This is a genomic window from Lysobacterales bacterium, from assembly GCA_014946745.1.
GTDB lineage: Bacteria > Pseudomonadota > Gammaproteobacteria > Xanthomonadales > Xanthomonadaceae > Aquimonas.
The window spans coordinates 342455-363406 of record JADCRD010000003.1; the positions used below are offsets into that span (position 1 = coordinate 342455).

Consider the following 20952-nt stretch of genomic DNA (forward strand, 5'->3'; position numbering starts at 1 on the left):
TACTGGTGTTGTCGATGGGTCTTGCGCACTGCGGCCGTGACCGTTGGCCGCGGGTTCCCAGTCCGCCGCGCCCTTCCCATCCCCAATCTCCAATCCCCGCTCTTCAGAGCACCACCCAGCACACCAGGGTGATGACCACCGCGCCCAGCACGTTCAGCGCAAAACCGTAGCGCAGCATGTCGCGTGCGGGTACGAGGCCGGTGCCGAACACGATGGCATTCGGTGCGGTGCCCACCGGCAGCATGAAGCTGCAGCTGACGGCGAGCACGGCAGGCGCCATCAACACGGCAGGGTCGAGACCCAGCCCGACCGCAGCGGCCGCCAGGATGGGCATCATCAGCACCGCCGTGGCGGTGTTGCTGGTGATTTCAGAGAGCATGGCGACGCTGATCGCGATCAGCGCGATCTGCAGCGGCAGCGGTAGAGCCAAGGCTCCGCTGAGCACGCCTGCGGCGGCGTCGGAGAGCCCCGACGTCTGGAACGCAGTCGCGATGGCGATGCCGCCGCCGAACAGGATCATCACGCCCCAGGGAATCCGTTCGGCGCTCTGCCAGTCCAGCAGCTGACCGCCTTTGCCGTCGGGCATCAGGGCCATGACGATCACGCCGAGCAGGGCCACGCTGGCGTCATTGGCGTTCGGCAGATCCCACCATTCGCGCCAGCCGCCGAAGGGCTCGGTGCGGGTGATCCAGGCCAGCGCCACCAGTCCGAAGACCAGCAGCACGCGCCGCTCGGCCGCTGTCCAGGCGCCCATCTCGGGCAGCATTGCGCTGGGCGAGCCCTGCAGCCCGCGCGCCAGCCACAGTGCCATCAGCGGCAGCATCAGCAGTACGGTTGGCAAGCCGAACGCCATCCAGTCGGAGAAGCCCAGCGGTGAGCCGGTGGTCTGGCTGTAGACCTGCATGAACACCAGATTCGGCGGCGAGCCCACCGGCGTGCCGAGCCCGCCAATGCTGGCGCCATAGCAGATCGACAGCAGCAGCGGTGCGGCCAGGCGTCGATCGGGATAGGTCTGCAGAATCGCCAGCGCCACCGGCACCAGCATCAGCGTGGTGGCAGTGTTCGACAGCCACATGCTGCACAGGCCGGAGGCAGCGGCGAAGCCGAACACCAGCGCACGACCGCCGCCACCGCCGAACGCGCGGACCATGCCGACCGCCAGCCGTCGATGCGCTCCGGCCTGCTCCAGTGCCTTCGACAGCATGGCGCCTCCCACCAGCAGCAGGATCAGTTCATTGCCATACGCTTCCGCCACCTCGCGTGGACTGAGCACGCCGGCCAGAGGCAGCAGCGCCAGCGGCAGCAGCGCCGTGATGGCATGCGGCGCGGCCTCCAGTACCCACCAGGCCGCGCACCAGGCCGTCACCGCCAGAGTGAAGCTGGCGCCGTTCGACAGCCCCAGGCTTGGCCCGAATCCCCAGGCCAGGGCGGCGAGCGCGGGGCCGCTGATCCAGCGGACAAGGGATGTCTGCATATCGGCCGTGTCGGTGAGGAGATCGGCGCGCACTGTAGCGGCTGCGGTGCGCGTGCGTGCCATGCTTGCGCGATGCAGACACAGAACCTTCCACTTCGCTGGCTGGTGTTTGGCGGCAGCGGCGCGGTCGGCCGCTTCCTGCTGCCGACGCTGCGCGAGGCGGGCGCAGAGGTGCTGGCGCTCAGTCGAGAAGCGCGGACGGCCGAGCACCCGTGCCTGCGCTGGGTCTGCGGCTCGTTGCAGCACGCGCCCGCACTCGAGGCGCTGCTGGCTGACGGCGAACCGGTGGACGTGCTGTGTTCGCTCGGTCCGCTGGATGCTTTCGCGGCCTGGCTTGAGCGGCATCCGCCTCGCGCAGGCGTGCGCGTGCTCGCGCTGTCGTCTTTGAGCGCCGAGTGGAAGCAGCAGTCGCCGAATCCCGCGGAACGTGCCCTCGCGGCCTCACTGCTGGCGAACGAGCAGCGCGTTCTCCGCGTGGCCGCAACGCACGGCGCCACGGCCACCCTGCTGCGCTGTGGATTGATCCACGGCGCTGGCATCGATCGCAGCCTGACGCCGCTGCTGCGCTTCGCTCGGCGCTGGCCCTTGCCGTGGCCGCGCGCCGCGCGCGGTCTGCGCCAGCCGGTGCACGCCGCTGATCTGGCGCGAGCGGTGTTCGCTGCATCCGAGCGATCTGCATTGGCGCAGCCGGTGCTGTCTTTGCCCGGCCCCGAGGCTGTTACCTTTCGTTGCATGTTGCAGCGCAGCTTGGATGTCGAAGGGCTGCGTGGGCGTGTGATACCGGTTCCCACGCCGGGGCTGCGCGGCCTGCTCGGCGTGCTCGCGCGTGGGCACGGACGCCTGGCGGCAGGTGCTGCGACGCTGCGCAGGCTGTACCTCGACCAACTGGGCCCGCAGGACGGCTGGGCGCTGCTCGGGATTTCCCTGGACTCACTGCGGCGCGTGGCCGCGCGCGAGACGCGTGATTCCAGTACCGAAGAGGTCAGGAATTGCCAGTCGTGATGCGGCTTCGCAGAGTTTGCTGCGCTGCCGCATAGCTGCGAGCCGTAGCCATACGCCGCAGCATTGCCTTCCTTAATCGCGGCTGGCTACAGTACCGAAGCCCCATCCCCCGATAACCAGAAAGGACACGAACATGCAGGCTCGATTGACCCTGGCATTGGCGCTGTCGGCCGCGCTGCTCGCAGGCTGCAGCGGCTCCTCCAACAGTCCACGCGCGGTGCCGGTAACGCCGGCGACCAACAACAACGGCACGCCGGTCGCAGGCATCATCACCGCTCGTTTCGATCCTGCTGCAGGCGTCGTACCGACGCCCAACAACCTGCTGCTGTCGGGCACCACCGACCTCACCCTCAACATCCCCGTGGCGGGTGGCGAGGGCTCGACCAACTTCGGCGACCCGCAGGTCGCGATCAACACCCTCGACGGCTGGAGCACCACGTCGCCCTGGTCGTTCTCGTTCAGCGACGCGCCCAATGCCGCCTCGGTGGTGCCAGGGCAGAGCGTGCGCCTGTTCGAAGTGGCGCTGACGGGCCCCGGTGGCGGCGTCACCCGCGTGGTGCGCGAGCTGACCCCGGGCGTCGATTTCGCGACTGCGCCGCAGGCGAGCGACAGCACTGGCCGCAGCTGGGCCATCGTGCCGCTGAAGCCGCTGAAGCAGCTGACTTCCTACATGGCTGTGCTGACGACCGGCATCCGCGACAGCCGCGGCAATGACAGCACGCCCTCGCAGACCTACTTCCTCACCAAGCGCACTGCGCCCCTGTGCGCTGCAGGCGCGAGCACCGATCCGCTGCTTCCGACCGCCACGGCCTGCGCACTCGAGCCGCTGCGTCAGCTGACCAACTCGCATCTCGCCGCCGCCGCTTCGGCCGGCGTCAATCGCGACTCCGTGGTGCTGAGCTGGGTTGCCACCACCCAGAGCATCACTCCTGTGCTGCAGGCGGTGCGCTCGGTCACCCAGCCGGGTGCGATCACCGTGGCGCCCTCGGGCCTCAACACCTCGATTGCCGGGCTGCCGCCGGTCGCCAACATCTTCATCGGCACCCTGCGCGTGCCCTACTACCTGTCGGCGCCGAGCCAGGCGAACCCGACGGCGCCGCTCAACACCTTCTGGCGCGCGGCCCCGGGTGCCTACGTGCCGCCGTTCAACCAGGCCGGCCTGAACCCGACCTCGCGCAACATCACCTTCGCTAATCCGATCCCGGTGGCGACCGGCAACGAAACGATCCCGGTGCTGATGACGGTGCCGAACGCCAACTCCGGCCGCACCAAGCCGGCGGCGGGCTGGCCGGTGGTGATTTTCCAGCACGGCATCACCCGCAATCGCAGCGACGCGCTGGCCATCTCGGCCACGCTGGCCGCGCAGGGCTTCGTGGTTGTGGCGATCGACCTGCCGCTGCATGGCCTGCCGGCCAACAACCCGCTGGCCATCGGCAACACGCCCTTCGGCGCGGTCGCCCGCGAGCGCACCTTCGGCGTCGACTACATCAACAACACCACGGGTGCGGCGGGCCCGGACGGCGTGGCGGATGATTCCGGCGCGCACATGATCAACCTGAGCTCGCTGCTGACCTCGCGCGACAATCTGCGCCAGGGCGTGGCCGATCTGTTCGTGCTGGCGCGCACCCTGCCGAACATCGACCTCGACGCCAACGGTGCGGGCGATCTTGACGCCTCGCGCGTCGCGTTCGTCGGCCAGTCGCTGGGTTCGATCGTGGGCACCTCGTTCCTCGCGCTGGAGTCGACCGTGAATGTGGGTCTGCTGTCGGTGCCGGGCGGTGGCATCGCGCGCATGCTCGAGGCCTCGCCGACCTTCGGCCCGCGCATCCGCGCCGGTCTGGCCGCCGGTGCCGGCCTGCAGCCGGGCACGCCCTCGTACGACCAGTTCTTCGGTGCGACCCAGCAGATCATCGACTCGGCTGATCCGGTCAACTACGGCTTCGCCTCCGCCACTGATGCCATCGTCCTGCACGAAGTGGTGGGCAACGGCAGCAACGTGCTGCCCGACCAGGTCATTCCGAACCGCGTGACCGGCGCGCCGCTGTCCGGCACCGAGCCATTGATCGCCGCGCTCGGCCTGCCCACCGTCACCGCCACCACCCAGGCCGCCACTGGCGTGCGCGGAGCGGTGCGCTTCACCGCCGGTGACCACGGCTCGCTGCTGAACCCGACCGCCTCCGCGGCCGCCACCGCCGAGATGCAGGGCCAGATGGCCAGCCTGATCGTCTCCGCCGGCCAGGCTGTGCAGGTCACCAACACCTCCGTCATCCGCACGCAGTAAGCGACCACCTCAAGGGACATCACCATGACCAAGATCCACACGCATGTCCGAGCGGGCCGTCCGATGCTGCTGCGCGCGCCGATGGCGCTCGCGGTAGGCGCCGCCCTGCTGGCAGGCTCCGCGCACGCGGCCGAGTTCAGCCGCGGCGACTTCACGATGAGCATCGACACCACGCTGACCTACGGCGCCTCCTCGCGCGTCGAAGAGCGCAACAACGCTCTTGTCGGCAAGATCAATCTCGACCCCACCCTGGGGGCCCGCGTCACTGCCCTGCAGCAGCAGAACCGCTGGGCGGAAGCGCAGGCGCTGGCCGCCTCCGCGCCCGGGCGTTTTTCGGTCAACTCCGACGACGGCAACCTGAAGTACGAAAAGGGCGACCTGATCTCGAACGCGCTCGGCATCACCTCCGAGATCAGCATGAACTGGACGAACTGGGGCGCCTTCGTGCGCGCCACCGGCTTCTACGATTTCGAGGCGATGAGTCGAGATGACATTTCCGACGCGGCCAAGGAGCGCATCGGCAAGCGCGCCCGCCTGCTCGACGCCTTCGTCTACCGCGATTTCATCATCGCCAACGATTTCACCGGCAACTTCCGCTTCGGTCGCCAGGTGGTGAGCTGGGGCGAAAGCACCTTCATCCAGGGCGGCATCAACGTCATCAACCCGGTCGACGTTTCGCGTCTGCGTGTGGCGGGCGCTGAGCTGAAGGAAGCCTTCCTGCCGGTGAACTCGATCTTCGCCTCGTTCAATCTGACCGAGAACCTCGCGCTGGAGACCCTGTACCTGCTGGAGTGGTCGGAAACCGAAGTCGAACCCTCGGGCACCTACTTCGCCAACAACGATTTCGGTCTGGTCGGCGGCGAGTTCGTGATGCTGAACTTCGGTCTGGTCGACGAGCCGGCCAACTTCAACGTCTGCCGCACCACGCCTGCCGCCGATCCGCGCTGCGGCGCCGCCTTCCCGCGCTCCGCCGATCGCGAAGCCCGCGACCTCGGCCAGTTCGGCGTGGCTTTGCGCTACTTCGCCTCCGAGCTCGGCGACACCGAGTTCGGCCTGTACTACCTGCGCTACCACAGCCGCCTGCCCTTCGTGTCGGGCACCTCGATCACCAATGCCAGCCCGACCTCCGGCCGCTACTTCATCGAGTACCCGGAGGACATCAACCTCTATGGTCTCAGCTGGAACACCAACATCGGCACCATCGCCTTCCAGGGCGAGCTCAGCTATCGCGACAACGCACCGCTGCAGATCGACGACGTCGAGGTGCTGTTCGCCGGCCTGTCGCCGCTGAACCCGCTGATCCAGGAGCCCTTCCTGCGCTTCCGCAGCCGCTTGGGCCAGTTCGGTCCGGGCCAGTACCTGAAAGGCTGGGAGCGCCATGAAGTCAGCCAGCTGCAGTTCACCCTGACCAAGGCCTTCGGCCCCGGCAATTTCCTCGGCGCGGATCAGATCGCCACGGTCGGCGAGTTCGGCGCCACCAAGGTGTGGGATCTGCCGGCGGTTGAGGTTCTGCCTTACCAGGGTGATGGCACCGACACCGGCTGCGGCCCGGATTGGATCAGCGGCGGTGGCCGCAATCCGCTCAACGCCTGCGGCGGTTTCGCGACCTCGTTCTCCTGGGGCTATCGCCTCGCGGCGCGCGCCGATTACAACAGCGTTGGCGGCAGCACCTGGAACGTCTCGCCGCGCATTGCTTTCAACCACGACGTCAACGGCACCACCCCCGGTGCCGGCGGCAACTTCGTGAAGGGCCGCAAGTCCTCCACGGTCGGCGTCGAGGGCAACTACCTCAACAAGTGGGTGCTGGACCTGTCGTACACCTCGTTCTGGGGCGGCGGCATCTACAACCTCACCAGCGACCGTGACTTCGTGGCGGTCTCCGCCAAGTACCTCTTCTGATCCCCGCCAGGAGGAATCGCACCATGCGCAAGTTCACCACCACCGCCCTGGCCCTCGCCGCGCTGACCTTCAGCACCGGCGCGCTGTCCGCGGTCAGCGCCGAGCAGGCAGCCCGTCTGGGCAAGGACCTCACCCCGATGGGCGCCGAGAAGGCCGGCAATGCGGCGGGCACCATCCCGGCCTGGGAGGGCGGCCTCACCACGCCGCCCGCCGGCTACAAGGTCGGCGATCACCATCCCGATCCGTTCGCCGCCGACCGCCCGCAGTTCAGCATCACCCCGGCGAACTACAAGGAGCACGCCGACAAGCTGAGCGTCGGCCAGCAGGCGATGTTCGAGCGCTATCCGACCTTCCGGATGGACATCTATCCGACCCGTCGTTCGGCGGCGTTCCCGCAGCGCACGTACGAGTTCAGCATCAAGAACGCGACCACCGCCCAGCTGGTGGCCAACGGTGACGGCGTCGAGAACGCGGCGGAAGGCATTCCCTTCCCGATCCCGCAGAACGGCCAGGAAGTCATCTGGAATCACAAGATGAAGTACAAGGGCGTCTCCAGCGCCCGTTGGGCCAACCAGGCGGCGGTCACGACCAGCGGCCAGTTCAACCTGGTGCGCATCCGCGAGGAGTTCCTGGGCCTGTACTACAAGCCGGGCAACACCATCGCCGACATCAACAACATCCTGCTGTACTTCTACCAGGTGGTCGAAAGCCCGGCCCGTCTGGCAGGCCAGGTGCTGCTGGTGCACGAAACCCTGAACCAGCAGGCACAGATCCGCCAGGCCTGGGTGTACAACCCCGGTCAGCGTCGCGTGCGTCGCGCGCCCAACGTGGCCTACGACAACCCCGGCACGGCCTCGGACGGCCTGCGCACCAATGACATGACCGACATGTTCAACGGCGCGCTCGACCGCTACGACTGGAAGCTGGTCGGCAAGAAGGAAATGTACGTGCCGTACAACTCCTACAAGGCCCACAGCGACCAGGTGAAGGTGGCCGACCTGATCCGTCCCAACCATCTGAACCCGGACTACCTGCGCTACGAGCTGCATCGCGTGTGGGTCGTCGAAGCGACGCTCAAGGAAGGTCAGCGCCACATCAATCCGCGTCGCACCTTCTATGTCGACGAGGACAGCTGGCAGATCCTGGTGCTCGACCACTACGACAGCCAGGGCGAGATCTGGCGCTACTCGGAAGCGCCCTCGGTGACGTACTACGAGGTGCCGGTGTTCTGGACCACCCTGGAGACCCACCACGACCTGAAGTCCGGCCGCTACATCGTCAGCGGTCTGGACAACGAGGACGACATGGTCGACTTCTCGCACCAGAGCACGCCCGACAGCTACTCGCCGCAGAACCTGCGCGCGCGCGGCGTCCGCTGACGTCGAGCCGTCAGGCTCCGCGGAGCGCAACACCTGCCAGCCGCGACCTCCAAGTCGCGGCTGGCTTTGTTTTGGGCTTCCGGATAGCGTGGGCACGAAGGCACCCGCCCTGCGGGACTGCCATCATCGAAGAAGGCATGTACGCCAGGCCCGGAGTGGCCTGGCGACGAATGGGAGGCAACGATGATCTTCAAGCTCGCGGCGGCGTCCGCAGGCATTGCGATGGCGCTCGCCGGCGGCAGCGCCGCGGCCGAGACGGCTGAGCCCGCCGCCCTCACCTCCGAACTCAGGCCGCTGGTTCTGAAACAGGGCCTGTTTCTCGACTTTGCGGAAGCCGCCAATCGCGCCATCGCCGTGGGCGAACGCGGCCATGTCGCGGTGTCCGAATCACGCAGCGACTGGCGCCAGGTGGAAGGCGTGCCGACCCGCGCGACTCTGACCGGCGTCGCTGCTGTCGGCGATCGCGCCTGGGCGGTGGGGCATGACGGCCTCATTCTCGCCAGCCAGGACGGCGGCTTGACCTGGACCATCCAGCGCGAAGACCGCTGGAAGCCGTTGCCCGAGGACGATCTCGATGCCGAGTTCGATCCCACCCAGGGCGCGCCCCTGCTCGATGTGATCGCGCTGGATGCGAACCATGTGATCGCGGTCGGCGCCTACAGCCTCATGCTGGTGACCCGCGACGGCGGTCAGACCTGGACCCAGGTCGACCCCAACGCGCAGCCGGCCACCGCCGCTGCGGAAGCCACCGACGAAGCCGCGCCGGGCGCGGAGACGGCCGAGGGCGAAGAGGCCGACTGGCTGCTCGATGAGGACTCGCTGATGCTCGACGAGGAGGAGGATCCTCACTTGAACGGCATCGCCCGCACGCCTGATGGGGCGCTGATGGTCGTCGCCGAGCGCGGTGCAGCCTTCCGTTCACTGGATGGTGGGGCCAGCTGGCAGCGACTCAGCCTGCCTTACGAGGGCTCGATGTTCGGCGTGCTCGCGCTGGGTGAGGGTCACCTTCTGGCCTATGGCCTGCGCGGCAATGTGCAGGAGACCACCGACATGGGCGACACCTGGGCCGAGCTCGACACAGGCACCGAACTCAGCCTGCAGGGTGGGACGGTGCTGGCGGACGGCAGCGTTCTGCTGGTCGGCTCGAACGGCGTGCTGCTGCACCGTGCTGCCGGGGCCAGCGTCTTCACCCAGGACTTCTACATCAACGAGCGCCAGGAAACCCCGGTGCTGTCCGCCGCTCTGCCCATCGGTGCCCGCGATGTTGTCGTCGCTGGCGAGAAAGGCCTCGGCCGCACCCAGCTGAAGTGAATCCCATGGCCCACGGATCCAGTTCCAACAACGATACCTTTCTGCACCGCACGGCCGAGCGCCTGGTCTTCGGCGCCCGCCCGCTGGTGCTCGTGCTGTTTGCTGTCGTCACGGTGGTGATGCTGTATTTCGCCAGCCAGCTCAGGGTCGACGCCGGGTTCAAGAAGCAGATCCCGCTCGATCACGAGTACATGCAGACCTTCCTCGAGTACGAGCAGAACTTTGGCGGTGCGAACCGCGTCCTGGTGGCGGTCATGGCCAAGGACGGCGACATGTTCGACCAGGAGTTCTTCCAACTGATGGAGAAGGTCACGGCGGACGTGATCGCCATCGACGAGACCGACGATGCGCGCGTGCGCTCGATCTTCACCCCGAACGTCCGCTTCGTCGAAGTGGTCGAGGATGGCTTCGCCGGTGGCAACGTCATCCCGCCGGAGTTCACGCCCAATCTGGAGGGTTGGACGGCGACGCCCGAGGATTTCGCCACCGTCCGCAGCAACATCGTCAAGGCCAGCATCGTCGGCCAGCTGGTGTCGCGTGATTTTTCGGGTGCGATGGTCTGGGCCGACCTGATTCCGGAAGACTCGGGCCAGCGCCTCGACTACCAGGCGGTCGCGGCGCAGTTCGAGGATATCCGCCAGAAATACGAGAACGAGAACTACACCGTCCACATCATCGGTTTCGCCAAGATGGTGGGCGACATCGCCGACGGCGCGCGTTCGGTCATCTACTTCTTCTTCCTGACCATCGCGATGACCTGGCTGCTGCTGTTCATCTACTCCAGCTCGGTCAAGCTGGCCACGCTCACCGTGTTCGCGGCGCTGATCTCGGTGGTGTGGATGTTGGGCGCGCTCCGACTGCTCGGGTTCGGCATCGATCCGATGAACATGCTGACGCCGTTCCTTATCTTCGCGATCGCGGTCAGTCACGGCGAACAGATGATCAACCGCTTCCGCGGCGAGATCTTCTTCGGCGGGCTTGAAGAGGGCAGCGTTGACGAGCTGCGCGCGCGCGCCAAGTACGCCGTGGGACCGCTCGAGGCCGCCAAGATCTCGTTCCGCATGCTGCTGGTGCCGGGCACGGTGGCGCTGGTCGCCGGCTGTATCGGCTTCGGCGCGATCATGGTGATCCCTATCGACATGGTCCGCGAGCTGGCGATCACGGCGACGATTGGCGTCGCTCTGACCATCCTGACCGACCTCGTTCTGCTGCCGGTGATGCTGAGCTACACGCGCCTGCGCAACCTTGAGAAGAAGCGCGAGTTCCGCCTGCGCCAGTTGACCAAGTTCGACCGCATCTGGGCCTTCCTCGCCAAGGGCAGCCGCCCGCTGCCTGCCTTCATCCTCGTGACCGTGGGCGTGGTCGGCTGGTACTTCGCCGAGCGCGAGGGCGACAAGGTGATGATCGGCGACGCCCAGGCCGGTGTCGCCGAGCTGTGGCCGGAAGCGCGCTACAACCAGGACGCCGAGATGATCTCCTCGCGTTTCGCCCTGGGCGTGGACATCCTCAACGTGATCGCCGAGGCGGGTCCGTCCGCCTGCACCACCAGCTATGCGGCGATGGAGCTGCTCGACCGCTTCAGCTGGCACATGCGCAACGTCGAGGGCGTGGAGCAGGTCATCAGCCTGCCGATGGCGGCGAAGATCGTTTACGCCGGCTACAACGAAGGCAATATCCGCTGGCGCACCTTGCCGCGCGATGGCGACTCGCTGCGTCTGTCGACGCAGAGCTTCGAAACCGACACCGGCCTGCTCAACTCCGACTGCAGCGCCATGTCGATCATGATGTTCCTCAGCGACCACAAGGCGACCACCATCGACCGTATCGTCGCTGCGGTGAAGGAGTTCCGCGAGGCCAACAACGCCTATCATCTCGACTTCCGCGCCCGTCACGAAGGGCTGCTGAAGGAGGCCGAGGCCCGCGGCGAGACCTACACCACCGACGAGGTCAATCTGCGCTTGGGCACCGGCAACATCGGCGTCATGGCGGCAATCAACGACACCGTGCGCGCGTCCGAGCACACCATCCTGTACCTGCTCTACGCCGCCGTGTTCGTCATGTGCCTGATCAGTTTCCGCAGCCTGGTCGCAGCCCTGTGCATCCTGCTGCCGCTGGTGCTGGTCACCGAACTGGGCCACACCCTCATGGTGGAGCTGGGCATCGGCATGAAGGTGAACACCCTGTGCGTGGTTGCACTCGGCGTCGGCATCGGCGTGGACTACGGCATCTACATCTATGCGCGCATGGCCGAAGCGCTGAAGCAGGGCCACGACCTCACGCACTCCTACTTCATTGCGCTGAAGACCACGGGCATCGCGATCTTCTACACCGCGCTGACGCTGGCGGCAGGCGTGGGTACCTGGGTGTTCTCTGAGCTGAAGTTCCAGGCCGACATGGGGCTGATGCTGACCTTCATGTTCATCATGAACATGATCGGCGCCGTGGTCCTGATCCCAGCCCTGCTGTTCTGGCTGTCCAAGCTCAGCCCGCGCTTCGCGCGCGCCTGAGGCGGGAGTCGAAGGCCCGGGTTCGTCCTGCCAGGACGAACCCGGGCCTTCTCCATTTTCGGCTCGACGGTTCTCGCGAGTGATGCACAAAAGCCCTGACTCGATGCGCTTCCATTCCGCGCCCTCGGCAGGGCGTCCAGGCTCCTCGGGATGCTCCGATGCATCGGAGCTTCCAGCGCGCCGGGCATGGCGCATCCGCGCATCGAGCACGTCAGTGCTGGATCCGGGGTGAGCTAGCGCAGCGAAGGCGTCGCCGCGCAGCGGCCGAACGAGTCCGGACCCGCGACGTCTGGACCACTGCCGGACGGCTAGATCATCCCTCTGGCCGCAAACGAGTAAGGCTCGCCTTCGCCCACGATGAAATGATCCAGCACGCGCACGTCGATCAAGGCGAGCGCGTCCTGCAGTCGGCGGGTGATCTGGCGGTCTGCCGCCGAAGGTTCAGCGACCCCGCTGGGATGGTTGTGGCCGAAGATCACGGCGGCGGCGTTGTGGGCGAGACAGCGCCGCACCACCTCGCGCGGATGCACTTCCGAACCGTCGATGGTGCCGCGGAAGAGCTCTTCGAAGGCCAGCATGCGGTGGCGGCTGTCGAGGAACATGCAGGCGAAGACCTCGTGTGGTGCACGCTGCAGGCGCTGGCGGAACAGCAGGCCAGCGCTGCGCTCGTCGCTGATGGCGGGGCCGCGCTGAAGCTGTGCACTCAAGCAGCGCGCGCCGAGCTCGTGCGCCGCCAGCAGCAGGGCGACCCGTGCCGGGCCCAGGCCACGTTCGCGCAGCAGGGCCTCCGAGCCCAGCGAAGCCAGCGCCGCGAGGCCGCCGTGGCGGGCGATCAGGCCCCGGGCGCAGCCCACGGCATCCTCGCCAGCGGTGCCCGAGCCCAGGAACAGGGCCAGCAGCTCGGCGTCGCCCAGGGCTTGAGCGCCGCGCTTCAACAGCTTCTCGCGGGGGCGCTCGGCCTCCGGCCAATGACGGATCGACATACGGGCGTGGTCCTGCAGCGAATCAGGCCAGCGTGCCGAGAGGAGGCCTGTTCCGCCTGCCGGAGAGCCCGGCCCTTTCGGGTAATCTATCGGCCGTTTTCGGGGTAGGACTTTTCCTGTGACCGCAGCTCCCTCCGCGCGGCGCATTCTTCTGGGCGTTTCTGGCGGCATCGCCGCCTACAAGTCGGCCGAGCTGGTGCGCTTGCTGCGTGCCGGCGGCGCCGAAGTGCAGGTGGTGATGACCGCCAGCGCCCGTCACTTCATCGGCCCCTTGACCCTGCAGGCGCTGTCGGGGAACCCGGTCCGCGATTCGCTCTGGGATGCCGCCGCCGAGGCCGCGATGGGGCACATCGAGCTGGCCCGCTGGGCCGATCTGATCCTGCTGGCGCCGGCGACCGCTGACCTGCTGGCGCGCCTGGCGCAGGGGCGGGCGGACGACCTGCTGACCACGCTCTGCCTTGCGTCGGACCGCCCGCTTTGGGCGGCGCCGGCGATGAACCGACTGATGTGGGCGCACGCCGCCACACAGGCGAACATCGGGCTGCTGCGCGCACGCGGTGTGTGCGTGCTGGGTCCCGGCGTGGGTGCGCAGGCCTGCGGCGAGACGGGCGAGGGGCGGATGCTGGAGCCCGCCGACATCGCTGCCGCGGCCTTGGCGGAATTGGCGCCGCGCGTGCCCGGTCTCTCGGGCCGGCGCTTTCTCATCAATGCCGGACCCACCTACGAGGACATCGATCCCGTGCGCTTCCTGGGCAACCGCAGTTCGGGAAAGATGGGGTTCGCCCTGGCCGAAGCGGCGGCGGCCTCAGGCGCCGAGGTCACTCTGATCGCGGGCCCGGTGGTGCTGCCCACGCCCCCTGGCGTGCAGCGCATCAACGTGCGCTCTGCGGCGCAGATGCGCGAGGCCGTGCTGCAGCGGCTTGAAGGCATGGACGTGTTCATCGCGGCGGCTGCGGTCGCAGACTATCGGCCGCGCGAGTGCGCCGAGCAGAAGATCAAGAAGTCGGCCGACACCTTCAACATCGACTGCGTGCGCAATCCGGACATCGTGGCCGAAGCCGCCGCGCGTCAGAATCGGCCGCTGGTGGTCGGCTTCGCTGCCGAAACCCGCGAGGTTGAAACCTATGCGCGGGACAAACTGGAACGAAAAGGGCTGGATCTGATCGCCGCCAACGATGTGGCCGCACCGGGTTTGGGCTTCGAGAGTGAGAGCAACGCGCTGACCGTGCTCTGGAAGGGCGGCCGCGCCCGCATCGAGACCGCGCCCAAGCCAGAAGTGGCCCGTCTTTTGCTGGAGATCATCGCGGAACGCCTCGGAGGCCAGCGATGAGTGCACCGGTGCCGGTGGCGCTGCGGGTTCTGGACCCGCGCTTGGGGCGCGAGTTTCCGCTGCCGGAGTACGCGACCGCCGGCGCTGCCGGGCTGGATCTGCGCGCCATGATCGAGGCGCCGCTCCGCCTGCAGCCGGGTGAGTCGATGCTGGTGCCTTCGGGCATTGCGATACATTTGAACGATCCGGGCCTGTGCGCTGTGGTGCTGCCGCGTTCGGGGCTGGGCCACAAGCAAGGCTTGGTGCTGGGCAATCTGGTGGGTCTGATCGACTCGGACTATCAGGGCCCGCTGATGATCAGCCTGTGGAACCGCAGCGCGCAGACGTGTGAGGTCGCCCCCGGGGATCGCGTCGCGCAGCTGGTGGTAATGCCAGTGCAGCGGGTGACGCTGCAGCGCGTCGAGGCCTTCGAGGCCAGCGCGCGCGGCGAGGGCGGCTTCGGGCATACCGGGGTTCGTTGAGACGTTGGAAGCCTGGGCGAAGACGCTCACGGGCGCAGGGGAAGAACGGGGCGATGACCAAGCGCAGGAAGAAGCAGAAGGAACCGATGCAGCTGCCGCCCGAGGTGCTGGCGCTGCGGCGGCCCGCCTATCTCGTGATCGCACTGCTGGCCCTGGTCGGCGGGCTTCTGATCATCTGGCAGGGCCTTGTTGCCTGGCAGAGCGATCGCGCCGGCCCACGCCTCGAGACGCTGCGCGCCAGCCTGGCCACCACCATCAGCGATGACATCGCCGCCCGCATCCGCCGCATCGAGCGCGCCGTCAACGATCCGTACCTGCGCGCGGACCTCGCCGCAGGCGCCCTCGAATCTGCCAAGGAGCGGGCGGTGCGGGTCTGGAATGACGCGCCGAGTCTCACCGCTTACAGCGCCAAGCTGGATGAGGTCTTCGAGCAGGACATCGCGGGTTTCGGCTACAGCCGCCTGCAGCTGTTGAATCGCGCCCGCGCCGGCAGCGTCCCGGTCGTCGGCCCGATCGGCCGCGGCAGCGATGTCGTGATGGGCATCGCCGCGCCCTCGATCGAAGACGGCCGGGTGCTGGGAGTGATCCTTGCCGAGTTCCCGGTGCAGTCCTACATCGACACCGTTCGCAACGCCGACCTGCCCGGCGGCTATCTCGACCTACGCACCGACGCTGGCATCCTGGTCAGCAGCGGAAACGCGAGCCTCGCCGCGGATGCCCACGGCGTGCCGATCGAGGACAGTGGACTGCTGATGGGCATCGCCGCGCCGCCCGTGGTGACCTTGATTCCCTACGACCCGAGCATGCAGATGGGTCTCGGCATGATCGCCATCCTGCTCGGCGTGCTGCTGGTCTGGCAGCTGCGCCGCGACCCCGCGTTTCACGCCGCCCCCGTTCGCGCTGACGAGCCGACCTTTGCGCAGACCCTGGCGCAGCAGCCCAAGGTCGAGTCGAAGCCGAGCCCCGCCGCCGCCTCTGCGACCGCGCCGAAGGGGCGCGCGAACGTCAACGTCGACCGCTCGATCTTTCGCGCCTACGACATTCGGGGCGTGGTCGGAAAAAGTCTGGATGAAGGCGTTGCGCGTCTGATCGGCCAGGCCGTCGGCAGCCTCATGGCCGAGCAGGGCTTGCGCGAGATCGTGGTGGGCCGGGACGGCCGTCTGTCGGGTCCCGTTCTGTCGGAAGCCCTGATCGAAGGCCTGCGCGCAGCCGGACGCGATGTCATCGACATCGGCATGGCGCCCACCCCGGTGGTGTATTTCGGCGCCTTCCAGCTCAATACCGGCTGCTGCATCGCGCTGACGGGCAGCCACAACCCGCCGGACTACAACGGCTTCAAGATCGTCGTCGGCGGTGAGACCCTGCACGGCGGGGCCATCCAGGATCTCTACGGGCGCATCGCCGAAGGCCGCCTCAACGACGGCGGCAACGGCGGTCTGCAGCAGTTCGACATCCTCGACGACTACGTCTCGCGAATCAGCGGCGATGTCCAGCTGGAACGCCGCCTGCGCGTCGTCGTCGACTGCGGCAACGGCGTCGCCGGCGTGATAGCGCCGGCGGTGCTGGAGGCAATCGGCTGCGAGGTCGAGCCGCTCTACTGCGATGTCGACGGGCACTTTCCCAATCACCATCCGGACCCGTCGGAGCCAGAGAACCTGCGTGACCTCACGATGATGGTCAAGCGGCTCGGGTTCGATCTGGGAATCGCATTCGACGGCGACGGCGACCGCCTGGGCGTGGTCAGCGCCGACGGCGAGAACATCTTCCCCGATCGCCTGCTGATGCTGTTCGCCCAGGACGTGCTGAGCCGTAACCCGGGCGCTGCGATCATCTATGACGTCAAGTGCACGGGGCACCTCGCCGGACACGTGCTGCGCAATGGCGGCAGCCCGATCATGTGGAAGACCGGCCACTCGCTGATCAAGGCCAAGATGCGCGAGACCGAGGCCGAGCTGGCCGGCGAGATGAGCGGCCATTTCTTCTTCCGCGAACGCTGGTTCGGCTTCGACGACGGCATCTACTCGGCAGCGCGTCTTCTTGAAATCCTCGCGGCGGATGGCCGCGAACCGGCCGAGGTGTTCGCCGAGTTGCCCAAGGGCGTTTCCACGCCCGAACTCAAGGTCAAGATGGAAGAGGGCGCGCACTACGCCTACATGGAGAGGTTCGCGCAGCGCGCGCGCTTCGAGGGCGCGAAGATCGCCACCATCGACGGCATCCGCGCCGACTGGACGGACGGGTGGGGCCTGGTGCGCTGTTCCAACACCACGCCCTGCCTTGTGCTGCGCTTCGATGCCGACAACGAGTCGGCGCTCGCACGCATCAAGGAGGCCTTCCGCGAACAGCTGCTGGCCGTGGATGCCGGGCTCAAGCTGCCGTTCTGATTTCGCGATCGCCCTCGAAGGGTGATGTCTTCGGGACGGGGCCGTCGCGTCCCAGGAATCCAGTGCCGCGGCCGCCGTGCGCCCAGCGACGTCAGGGCGGGCACGGGTTCGGGTTGGGAGTTCCGGGCCCCGGTAGCGCCAGTGCCCGGGCGCTTGTGTCCGTCGACACCTTTGTCGCGCGCCGTCGCGGCTGCGCGCGCGGATCTAGCACTTGCGTGTTGGGTCCAGCGGAAGCAAGTCCTGCGACGCCGGACTCGCGACCACGGATCCAATGCTGCCTGGACTTGATCCGTGTTGCCTTGCACTCGCGACGCCCTGTCGGGGCAACAGGCAGGCCGATCGCGTGCCTGCCTGAGCGCAGCGCTGGCCCGCTGGCCTCGACGTTGGGGCCTGTCAGCGTCTCCTCCAGGCGTTTCGACTTCGATCTTGCAGACACGCGCGCGCTGCTCCGAGGCCCAAAAAACCGGGGCCGGACGATGCACGTCCGGCCCCGGTAGTGGCGCAGCAGCGGTCGCGAGCCGAGGGTGGCGGTCCGGCCCGCATCCCCTTATCGCTGGGGCGTCGCCTCGAACCCGTTCTTGAAGACATCGGGCGCCACAGCGGGAGCCGCTGGCAGCAGGCACCAGCTGACCAGCTGTCCGGTGTCTTCGCCCGCGTTGTCCGAAACCCGCAGCGACCACTGGCCCGAAAGCTCCGTGCCGGCGAAGGCGGCCAGCGGAGTGGCCGGGGTGTACTCCGCGCCAGCGGTGTAGGCCGGGGTGCTCGCCGTGCAGTTGGTCTGCACGCTGAGCGGCGCGCCATCGGCAAGGATCACATCCATGTTGTCGCCACTGCACCGGCTCGCGCCGGGCCGATTCATCAGCTCCACCGTGGTCGTGCCCTTGCTCAGCCACACGCGCAGGTCGCCGATGTAGCTGTGGTCGATCTTCAGCCCCAGCCGCAGAGCGCCGAGTGCGCCAGTGTTGGTGACGTTGAGCAGCGAAGTCGCCCCCGTGGTGTTGCTGTCCGGAATGCTGAGCGCGGGCTCACTGCAGATCATGTTGCTGGTGGTGAAGCTGCGCACCGCCGAGGCATCGCCTGCGCCGCAGCGGTTGCTGGCCGCGACGCGCCAGTAGAACTGGGTGCTTGATGCCAGCGCTGTGGTGGGTCTGTAGCTGGTGCCTGCCTGGGTGACATCGACCAAGGGACTGGTGAACTGCGGATTGTTCGCGATCTGAACGCGATAGCCGGTGGCGCCGGGGATCGCATCCCAGCTCAGGTTCGGCCGCAGCGTTAGGTTCACCGCCGCGTCTGCGGGTGAGGCCAGACCCACAGCGACGGGGGGTTCTGCGTCCACCGCCACGCTGATCGTCCGGCTCTTGCTGGCAGCGGGAAAGCCCGGGCCGCTGGTGCTGGCGGTGATGTCAAAGCTGAGGCTGCCGGCCGGCAGCGTGCCCGTATTGGTAATCGACAGCACGCTGGCCGCTGCGGGATTGGTGGGCACCACAGGGTTGACCGAGAAGCTGCCGCTCAGGCCCGCCGGCAAGCCGGAGTGGCTGAGCGTGACCGGATCATTGAAGCCTACGAACGCCCTGGCGCCGATGCTCACGCTGAGGGGATCGCCCGCGCAGATGCCAGCCGCCTGGGCGTTGGCCTGGAGAACAAAGTCGGGCTCGAACACCCCCGTCAACTTGCCGGTCGCGGTCAGCGCGAAGGGCTGGGGACCCTGTGCGACCTGGATGCCGCGCACCCGCACGATGTAGCTGCCGGTGACGGGTGTGGGCAGCTCGATGCTGTGCACGTTGTTGCGATCGTCGTAGTTGACCGTTGTGGTATCGACGACCGGGTTGGGATTGGTCAGGCCGCCGTCGGCCGGCAGCTTCTGCGTCCAGACTTGACCGTCGGGGGCTTGTACCTCCAGACGCAGCTGGTTCACCCCGTGCGGATTGGCGTTCACGAGGGCCGGCGCGTCGTGCCAGGCCAATGTCACGATCAGCGGAGCGCCCGCTTCGACCGAGAGGGTCTCGCTGAAAACGGCGTTCGTCTCAAGGCCTGCGGTGTTGTCCTCCAGCCACAGCTGGCGTGTGTCGGCATCGAAGTAGAGGCTGTTGCCGAGATTGACGCGGCCCCAGCCTTGCGACTGGCTCGGCGCGCCGCCTGTCGTGCCGGTGCCGGTGATCTCCTGCGCACCGTTGATCATGATCGCCTTGATCAGCGCCGCGGACGGTGTCGGCAGCGCGTGGTCAGGGTTCTCGACGCCAGTTGGGTAGAAGCCGCGCTGCAGATACTCGCGCACAAGGGCTGACAGGCCGGCGGCGGTGGGCGTGGCCATGGAGGTTCCACTCATGGTGGTGGTGCCACACGCGGTCACGGACGCCGAAACGATGCTTCCCCCCTGCGCCGTCATGTCGGGTTTCACTCGACGGTCCACGGTCGGTCCGCGCGAGGAGAAGTTGGACATGCTGTTGCCCGATGCGCCTCGACTGTTGCTGCCGATCGAAAACACATTCTTGGCGTTGCCGGGCGAGCCGACATCGGCGCCGGGGCCGCAGCCCGTACTGCCGCCCAGCCCGCCGCTGTTGCCGGCTGCGACCAGCAGCGCGAGCTGCGGGTGCTGCCAGACGACGGCGTCAGCGTCGCGGGTGAAGCTGTCGTACTGCACCAGGCAGTTGGCGATGCACTGATTGTTCGCGTTGCGACAGCCGCCGCCCCAGGAGTTGCTGTGCGTCCGGGCCCCGTTCTGGTAGGCCACCTGCGCCGCGTGGAAAATGGTTCCACCGAGATCGTTCAGGTACTCAAGGCTGGGGCCCAACTCCTGGGACACCAGCTTGGCGCCGGGCGCGGTGCCGTCGAGGTCGGTCAGGCCGCCCGGGCTGCTGCGAGCGCTGCAGTCGACGGCGCCGGTGGCGGGATTGTTGCCGGCGATGCTGGCGAACACATGAGTGCCGTGACCGTCGCCGTCAGCGGGGCCACCGGAGGTGCTCCCACCCCATTTGTAGTGCGCACCGATCTTTCGATGGGCGAAGTTGGCAGCGACCGGCGAGCAGTTCGTGCCGGTGGCGCACACCGAGATGACCGGCTGGCCGAAGTTCGTGTCCGCGAAGGAACAGTGGCTGGCATGCAAGCCCGTGTCGGCAGCGCCGATGATCTGGCCGCAGCCGAACAGGCCGTTCTCAAAGGCAGGCATCGAGCCGGCAAGCGGCGTCTGTCTGCCGCTCTGATGCAGCCAACCGGCCTGGGAGTTCGACAGGCGCATGGGCCAGCGCAGGCTGATGGTGGCCACGTCGGGATTCTGGGCGAGCTGGGTCACGGCTTCAGCGAGGCTGCTGCGCTCGAAGCTGAACACCACGCGCTCGTGATCGAAGGCCTTTTCGGTGCGTTGATACTCCAAGCCCGGCGCAGCACGCAGGGCGCCGCGGCTGCGGCTGGCATCCACTCCGGGCTGCAGGGCCACGCTGAGCTGTTCGATGCCGGCCTCGCCCGAGATGGAGACGCCCTTGCCGCCATGGAGCGCCAGGGCGAGGTCATTGGCGAGGTTGACGTCGACCTTCCACACCGGCAGGTAGGGGCCGGTCCAGAGCACGCCCGGCTGCCCCTTCACCCGGCCCTCGGTGGCGGCGTCCATGCGCACGAGATACGCGTAGTGCGGCGCGTAGCCCAGGATCTGTACGCCCTGGGCTTCCAGCGCGCGGCGCTGCTCGGCGCGGATCGGCGCATCGAACTTGACGATGCGGAACGTTGAGTCCTGCTCGGCGCGGCCCAGCGGGCGCAGCGCCTCATGGGCGAGCTTCAGCTCACCTGTACACACATCGAGCGTGGCGGCATCGAACGACACCTGACAGCGTTTGCCGTCCTCGGCGGCAGCGCAGGTCAGCGGAAGCAGAAGCAGGCCTGGAATCCAGAAGCGCATCGTTTTTTCATCCCCGGCCGGACGGTGCCGGCCCCTTTGGTGTCGCGGTGGCGAG

The 20952-nt window shown here is 67.6% G+C and carries 12 protein-coding genes; 9 read left to right on the forward strand and 3 right to left on the reverse strand.

Translation table 11 applies throughout. The features are described from left to right. Positions 1-103 precede the first annotated feature (103 nt). Positions 104-1474, reverse strand: a complete 1371-nt coding sequence (locus tag H4O13_17285; protein MBE5317150.1) for an SLC13/DASS family transporter — start codon at positions 1472-1474, stop codon at positions 104-106. Positions 1475-1546: 72 nt separating this feature from the next. Here H4O13_17285 and H4O13_17290 point away from each other — a divergent pair, with 72 nt between their 5' ends. The 6 genes from H4O13_17290 to H4O13_17315 all read left to right on the forward strand — a co-directional run bounded on the left by H4O13_17290 (position 1547) and on the right by H4O13_17315 (position 11853). Then, positions 1547-2476, forward strand: a complete 930-nt coding sequence (locus tag H4O13_17290; GenBank protein MBE5317151.1) for a hypothetical protein — start codon at positions 1547-1549, stop codon at positions 2474-2476. Between the two features lie 133 nt (positions 2477-2609). Then, positions 2610-4757 carry a lipase gene (locus tag H4O13_17295; GenBank protein ID MBE5317152.1) on the forward strand — a complete coding sequence of 716 codons (2148 nt, stop codon included), beginning with the start codon at positions 2610-2612 and terminating at the stop codon, positions 4755-4757. A gap of 24 nt (positions 4758-4781) precedes the next feature. After that, positions 4782-6656, forward strand: a complete 1875-nt coding sequence (locus H4O13_17300; protein MBE5317153.1) for a DUF1302 domain-containing protein — start codon at positions 4782-4784, stop codon at positions 6654-6656. Positions 6657-6679: 23 nt separating this feature from the next. Then, on the forward strand, positions 6680-8035 hold the full coding sequence (locus H4O13_17305; protein MBE5317154.1) for a DUF1329 domain-containing protein: 1356 nt from the start codon (positions 6680-6682) through the stop codon (positions 8033-8035). A gap of 183 nt (positions 8036-8218) precedes the next feature. Then, entirely contained in the window at positions 8219-9346 is a 1128-nt protein-coding gene (locus H4O13_17310; GenBank protein MBE5317155.1) for a hypothetical protein, read from the forward strand. A gap of 5 nt (positions 9347-9351) precedes the next feature. Next, complete coding sequence (locus tag H4O13_17315; GenBank protein ID MBE5317156.1) at positions 9352-11853, forward strand: MMPL family transporter; 2502 nt, start codon at positions 9352-9354, stop codon at positions 11851-11853. A gap of 308 nt (positions 11854-12161) precedes the next feature. Here H4O13_17315 and radC read toward each other — a convergent pair whose 3' ends face one another. Then, positions 12162-12836, reverse strand: coding sequence for a DNA repair protein RadC (radC, locus tag H4O13_17320; GenBank protein MBE5317157.1), 675 nt, complete (start codon positions 12834-12836; stop codon positions 12162-12164). 88 nt (positions 12837-12924) lie between these two features. Here radC and coaBC point away from each other — a divergent pair, with 88 nt between their 5' ends. From coaBC to H4O13_17335, 3 genes are all read left to right on the forward strand, one after another. Next, positions 12925-14166, forward strand: a complete 1242-nt coding sequence (gene coaBC / locus H4O13_17325) for a bifunctional phosphopantothenoylcysteine decarboxylase/phosphopantothenate--cysteine ligase CoaBC (GenBank protein MBE5317158.1) — start codon at positions 12925-12927, stop codon at positions 14164-14166. Continuing rightward, positions 14163-14627: a dUTP diphosphatase gene (gene dut, locus H4O13_17330; GenBank protein MBE5317159.1), complete on the forward strand. Its 465-nt coding sequence runs from the start codon at positions 14163-14165 to the stop codon at positions 14625-14627. Before coaBC ends, dut begins: the two co-directional genes overlap by 4 nt. Before the next feature lie 86 nt (positions 14628-14713). After that, positions 14714-17008 (forward strand): phosphomannomutase/phosphoglucomutase, encoded by a 2295-nt coding sequence (locus H4O13_17335; protein ID MBE5317160.1) that lies wholly within the window; start codon positions 14714-14716, stop codon positions 17006-17008. A 547-nt stretch (positions 17009-17555) separates the two neighbouring features. Here H4O13_17335 and H4O13_17340 read toward each other — a convergent pair. Further along, a complete protein-coding gene (locus H4O13_17340) occupies positions 17556-20897 on the reverse strand; it encodes a S8 family serine peptidase (GenBank protein MBE5317161.1) in 3342 nt (1113 codons plus the stop codon). Positions 20898-20952 lie beyond the last annotated feature (55 nt).